Here is a 4,935-nt window from a genome sequence, read left to right on the forward strand (position 1 = left end):
GAAGAGGAGTTCCGACATGATCGCAATCATGTTTCAGTTTCTGCGGCCGTGTCAAACGTCGCAAACACGAAACGCCGGAGATCGCTCGATGAATCGCATCCCCATTGCCGTGCTGTCACTTATGCTGATTTTTCTTGCCGTCCCTCGCGGGCTGGCGCAGCAGCATGGCGACATCAACCATCACAAGGCCGCTGCAGGAAAGGACCAAACCACCTCGTCTTATTCCGGGATGGAGACGCGCCGCGTGAAGGCGCTCTCGGACGAGCAGATTTCCGACCTTATGGCGGGGCGAGGGATGGGCCTGGCATTGGCGGCCGAACTCAATTCCTATCCGGGTCCGTCACATGTCCTCGATCTCCGTGATGCTCTTGATCTCAGCGACGAACAGGCCTCGCGGACCAAGGTCCTGCTGGATCAGATGAAGGCAGAAACCATCCCGCTCGGAAGACGAATCATCGAGGAAGAAACCGAACTGGATCGCTTGTTTTCCGAACGAAAAATAACATCGGCGCGCCTCACAGAAATGATAAAAACCATCGCCGACGTGCAAGGCACGCTGCGGGCTGCGCACCTACGCTATCATCTCGACATGGCCGAGTTGCTCACCTCTGGGCAGATCGGCCGGTACTCGCAGCTTCGCGGATACTCTGGCCGGGTCGATTGAACGGGGCTACGCACGCAACTTTGGCTTCATCCGCGGACACTATTGCGCGACGGCACCTTCCAGATAGCCGATGATCGCGGCGCGCTGGGCGGCGTTGGGAACGCCCACTGTCATCGACGTGCCCGGAACCATCTGGCGCGGCGCCGCGAGGAAGGTATTAAGGGTACCGCCTTCCCAGACGATGCCCGACTCCCGCAGCGCGGCCGAATAGCGGGCGCCCTCGACACTGCCCGCCTTGCGGGTGATGACGCCCGACAGATACGGACCGGTTCTGTTCTGGCCTGGCTCCAAGCTGTGGCAGGTCCCGCAGCGCTGCCGGAACAGCCGCTCGCCGTCGGCCTGCTGCGCGGAAGCGGCGCCCGGCAACAGCAGGCCGGCGGCAGCCAAGAGCGCAGCCAGGGACGTACGCGCTCGCGTGACATACGTCCGCAGGGATGCGGTCGCAACTCCGGCGGAAATTACGTGGTAGCGTGTCGTGGCTTGTGAATGGTTCATCGGATGACCTTTGCGGAACATTCGGGGGGCTTCGCTGGTGGCCGGAGGCAGGACCAACCGCTCACCAGCGAGAGCGGCGGTTGGGTCGAGGAGGCGCGGGGAGGATGCAGGTCGTGACTTGTCCTTCGCTGCGGCAGCGATGATCTAATTGTGGCGCGGCAGCGCGGGAGTTCCGATCGCGGGACGGTTTCGGGATCGTAGTCCGGTCGGAGGGTTCGTCTCAGGCACAGACGCCGGGGCAAGCTGCTTGGCCATGTCGATCAGCGGCAGCCTGATGACAGCGCGAAGGCCCTCGCTTCGATTTTCCAGCACGATGTCGCCACCGTGGTGACGGGCGATGGCGCGGGCGATTGACAGGCCGAGCCCAACGCCGCCGGTCTCCCGGTTGCGTGACTGTTCCAGTCGGAAGAAAGGGGCGAACACCTGCTCCATATCGCCTTGCGGAATGCCGGGTCCGGCGTCCTCGACGACGATGTCCAGGCTGTCGGCACGCCTGACCAGGCTCACCTTGGCCTGCTCGCCGTAACGGACGGCATTTTCGACCAGGTTGCGGATCGCCCGGCGCAGGGAGTCCGGCCGGCAGCGATACAGCACCTTGGGACCGTCGCTGACGGTGACGTTTTGGCCTAGCTCTGCGAGATCGTCGCAGAGACTGCCGACCAGCGCCGAAAGATCGACGGTTCGCGTCGCCTCTACCGCAGCGTCCTCGCGCGCGAAGGCCAACGCCGCTTCCGTCATCGTCTGGATTTCCTCGATGGTCTTCAACATCTTTTCCTGGAGATCGTGATCCTGGACAAATTCCGCGCGCAGCCTGAGCGAGGTCAGCGGCGTGCGCAGATCGTGGCTGATCGCCGCCAGCATGCGCGTGCGGTCCTCGACGAAGCGCTGCAGGCGCTCCTGCATGCGGTTGAACGCCTCGGCGGTCTGGCGGATGTCGTCGGGCCCTGATTCCGGCAGCCGCGGCACGGCCTCGCCGCGGCCGAACAGTTCAGCGGCATTGGCGAGCCGTCGCAGCGGACGCGCGATTGCCTGCGCCCCGAAAATCGCAATGGCGGACAGGATGAGTGCGGTGAGCGCCAGCGATATCGCCGATTGCGTCGTCCAGAAGACGTTCGGCATCGCCTTGGCGTAGGCGGCATTCAGCCAGGTGCTGTCATCGAGGCGGACGGAAAGGCCCATGCCGTTTGGGGCGGCGTCCATATAAAGAAACTTGGCCCGCCGCGAGAAGGGCCTGCCATTGCCGGACAAATCCAACATGCGCGGCGGCATGGAAGGATCGGCGGCATCGACTGCGTTCGAGGCCTGTCCGTTCATGTAGGCGGCATATTTGCCGGCAATCCCGGGCAGCGGCTTGGCGAGCTGGGTAAATGCCTCCTGTTGCCAAGCGAGGGGATTGCTCGGTCCGTCGTCCGAGGTCCAGAAACGCGTATAGGCCGTGCCACTGACGTTGAGGATATCGGGCCGAAGCGAGGGCGGTGTCGTGTCAAGCAGAAGCGCAAGCGAGGACGTGCGGCTGACGAACTCGCCCTTGGCCGCCGCGTGCAGGGCCTGGCCGCGCTCGTCCCACGAGATCAGGAACGTGATTGCCTGCGACAGGGCGAGCGCCAGAAGCACCAGCATGAGGAAGCGGGCCGCCAGGCTACGTCTCCACAACAGCATCATGCCTGGGCTACCTCGGCCGTGAAGCAGTAGCCACCGCCCCAGTGCGTCTTGATCAGCATCGGACTCTTCGGATCCGCTTCGATCTTCTTGCGCAGCCGGCTCACCTGGTTGTCGACGGCCCGATCGAAACCGTCGGCGGTGCGCCCGACCGTGAGGTCGAGCAGCTGATCCCGGCTAAGCACGATCCCGACATGCTCGATGAAGGCCGTAAGAAGGCGGAATTCCGCCGTGCTGAGCGCGACCGCCACGCCGTCGAGCCCAACCAGCTCGCGGCGGCCGACATTCAGCGTCCAGCGGTCGAAACGAAGTGCGTTCGACTTGAGACGGCCGCGCTGCGGCGGCAGGCTGTGGACGCGCCTGAGCACGGCTTTGATCCGCGCCAGCAGTTCCCTCGGATTGAACGGCTTGGTCAGGTAATCGTCGGCCCCGATCTCGAGGCCCACGATCCGGTCGATCTCCTCGGCCATGGCGGTAAGGAAGATGATCGGAACGTCGACCGTCCCGCGCACGTGCCGGCAGGCGGCAATGCCGTCCTCGCCGGGCATCATGACGTCGAGGACGATGAGATCGGGCAGGCTGCGGTCGAGCAGCCGCTTGAGCGCGGCAGTGCTGTCGGCGACGCTGACACGATAACCCTGCTGGGTGAGGTATTTCCCCACGAGATCGCGGATGTCCCTATGGTCGTCGACGACCGCGATGTGCTGCGCCACTTCCATGCAATGCTCCAAAGCCGCCGCTAAATAGTCGGCCAGTATCGACGATATCTAGTTTGCGTCTACACGGATGATCACCTTCCGCACCATGGCGGCAATCTCGCACGCCATCAACAAACCGTGAGAAGTGTAACGAAGTGTATCAGAGCGCTTCGCCTGCGACAGCTTGCGATGAACTGCCGGTCGACGGGACAAGGTTCTGCGACAGGTCCTGGCTAACTTGGCCTCGTCGCTAGCCGGGACTTCCGGTCTCTGCCGCCAGGCCATGCCGCGCGCCATCCGGATGGCGGTCCTCGCCAGCCTTTGATCGAAAGGATTGCACAATGGCCAGATTGATCGTCAACGGTACACCACGTGACATCGAGGTCGATCCGGACACGCCGCTGCTGTGGGTGATTCGCGAGCAGGTCGGACTTACCGGGACGAAGTACGGTTGCGGGGTTGCCGCCTGCGGAGCCTGCACCGTCCATATAGACGGCGCTGCCACGCGCTCCTGCGTGCTTCCGGTGAGCGCGGTCGAGCCGGACCAGCAAATCACCACTATCGAGGGGCTTTCGCCGGACAGTTCGCATCCGGTCCAGCAGGCGTGGCTGGCGCTCGATGTGCCGCAATGCGGCTACTGCCAGGCCGGCATGATCATGGCTGTGGCGGGTCTGCTCATGCAGAACCCAAACCCCACAGACGAGGACATCAACGCCGAGATCACCAACATCTGCCGCTGCGGCACCTACAACCGGGTGCGCGCCGCGATCAAGCTGGCCGCCAATGGCGGTGAAGCCACGCAACGCGGTTGAGGAGAATATCCATGAACGCAATAATTTCCATCTCCCGCCGCAGCTTCATCGTGGGCGTGGCCTCCACGGCCGGCGGCCTGTCCCTCGGGTTTAACGTGCCGTTCATCAAGCCTGCACTTGCCGAGGGCGCCGAGACGGCGCCGGAGATCAATGCCTGGGTGGTGATCAGGCCCGACGACACGGTGGTCATCCGCATCGCCCGCTCCGAGATGGGGCAGGGGACGCTGACCGGCCTGGCGCAACTCGTCGCCGAGGAGCTGAATTGCGACTGGTCGAAGGTCACAACCGAATATCCGTCGCCGGCCCAAAACCTGGCGCGCGACCGCGTGTGGGGCAATTTCTCGACCGGTGGCAGCCGCGGCATCCGCGAGTCGCACGAATATGTGCGCATTGGCGGCGCTGTTGCGCGCGAGATGCTGATAGCCGCTGCGGCTGCCGAATGGGGCGTGCCGGCCAGCGAATGCATCGCAAGGATGGGCATGGTCACCCACGCAGCATCGGATCGCGCCACCTTTTACGGACAGTTGGCCGCGGCGGCCGCGCGGATGACGCCGCCCGCCAATGTCACGCTGAAGGACCCGAAGGATTGGACCATAGCCGGCAAGCC

General features: G+C 64.0%; 6 protein-coding genes. 3 read left to right on the forward strand and 3 right to left on the reverse strand.

The window, feature by feature from the left end; genetic code table 11:
* Positions 1–664, forward strand: a 664-nt coding sequence (locus E5W87_RS13420) for a hypothetical protein (protein ID WP_292397900.1), incomplete at its 5' end; no start/stop codon positions are given.
* A 39-nt stretch (positions 665–703) separates the two neighbouring features.
* On the opposite strand, the gene E5W87_RS13425 is transcribed toward E5W87_RS13420, so the two are convergent.
* The 3 genes from E5W87_RS13425 to E5W87_RS13435 all read right to left on the reverse strand — a co-directional run bounded on the left by E5W87_RS13425 (position 704) and on the right by E5W87_RS13435 (position 3,537).
* Complete coding sequence (locus E5W87_RS13425; RefSeq protein WP_292397902.1) at positions 704–1,051, reverse strand: c-type cytochrome; 348 nt, start codon at positions 1,049–1,051, stop codon at positions 704–706.
* A gap of 252 nt (positions 1,052–1,303) precedes the next feature.
* On the reverse strand, positions 1,304–2,818 hold the full coding sequence (locus E5W87_RS13430; RefSeq protein ID WP_367118823.1) for an ATP-binding protein: 1,515 nt from the start codon (positions 2,816–2,818) through the stop codon (positions 1,304–1,306).
* Positions 2,818–3,537 carry a response regulator gene (locus tag E5W87_RS13435; RefSeq protein WP_095485165.1) on the reverse strand — a complete coding sequence of 240 codons (720 nt, stop codon included), beginning with the start codon at positions 3,535–3,537 and terminating at the stop codon, positions 2,818–2,820. Before E5W87_RS13435 ends, E5W87_RS13430 begins: the two co-directional genes overlap by 1 nt.
* 320 nt (positions 3,538–3,857) lie before the next feature.
* On the opposite strand from E5W87_RS13435, the gene E5W87_RS13440 reads away from it, so the two are divergent.
* Positions 3,858–4,328 (forward strand): (2Fe-2S)-binding protein, encoded by a 471-nt coding sequence (locus E5W87_RS13440; RefSeq protein ID WP_292397906.1) that lies wholly within the window; start codon positions 3,858–3,860, stop codon positions 4,326–4,328.
* A gap of 11 nt (positions 4,329–4,339) precedes the next feature.
* On the forward strand, positions 4,340–4,935 hold a 596-nt coding region (locus tag E5W87_RS13445), incomplete at its 3' end, for a molybdopterin cofactor-binding domain-containing protein (RefSeq protein WP_292397908.1).

The sequence above is a fragment of the Mesorhizobium sp. genome (assembly GCF_004962925.1).
Taxonomy (GTDB): domain Bacteria; phylum Pseudomonadota; class Alphaproteobacteria; order Rhizobiales; family Rhizobiaceae; genus Mesorhizobium.